Genomic DNA, 1,121 nt, shown 5'->3' with positions numbered 1-1,121 from the left:
GTCTACAGTTCCGCGGGCGAGGACTGCAATGAGCTTGTTGCCGGCGTAAACATTGTGCACCAAAAGTTTATTGCGAATTTCAAACAGACTTCCAACGTAATAGGTATCTTCACTTCCCGCATCACCTTTATTCACGCGCTTAAACACTCGTTGTCCAGAGGCATCGTAAACATATTGCGATGACCATCCATTTTCCAAAGTCACTTGGCTCATGCGATTACGCGCGTTGTACTGATAAACTCTTCCTCTGCCGAGCGTTATGTTTCCGTTTGCATCGTACTGAATGGGAGCGCCACCTACACTGGTGAGTTTGTGCGCGTCTTCATATTGATACGTAGCACCAAAGCTTTCATCATTGCGCAGCATGTTGCCAATGGTGTCGTAAGAAAAATGTGTGCTTTGCCGCTGTTCCCAATCGTTAGCCGTTTCATACGAACGCAAGCGATGAAGATCATCATATTGAATGTTGGAAATGCCAGTGTTTAAACTTGGAGTATTATGTTCATCTGAAATAACTTTAATATTTCTTACAGCGTCATATCCAAAGGCAAGATTTCGGTATTCTGTTTCTTCATCACCTGGTTTTATCGTTTGAAGTTTTTGAAGACGATGACTGCGATCGTAATACTGATAGCGATCTTCGGTACTGTCTCCATACGTTTCCCTGGTCAGTTGACCCAGCTCATTGTAGTCACGCTCTGAATTTATGATGTAATAATTTGCCAAACTTCGAGCTTCACGCACTCGATTTAGTTTTCCTGAAGAGTCATAAAGATATTCGAGTTCAAGTTGCCCTTTTGGATAATGAATGAAAGATAATCGGCCATCATCATAATACTTAAATTCTGTTTCAAACGTACCATTAAGACCCGCCATCAAACGCGCTTGTTTCTTGAGGTTCCCATTTTCGTCATAACTAAACTTCATGCCACCAAAAGTATCTGTAACTTGATACAGTTCACCTTGTCTCACTGAAAATTGCGCACGGTCTTCGGGTGCAGCTTCATCATAAAAATACTGAAGATGATCTTCTTCGCTTCCATCTACAGCATAAGATTGGTTATGGGTTAAGCGATTCACCTCATCATACTGCAATACAATACGTTGCCCTTTCGCATCTC

The organism is Deltaproteobacteria bacterium CG11_big_fil_rev_8_21_14_0_20_42_23 (assembly GCA_002796345.1).
Lineage (GTDB): Bacteria > UBA10199 > UBA10199 > 2-02-FULL-44-16 > 2-02-FULL-44-16 > 1-14-0-20-42-23.
This window is presented reverse-complemented; position numbering follows the sequence as displayed.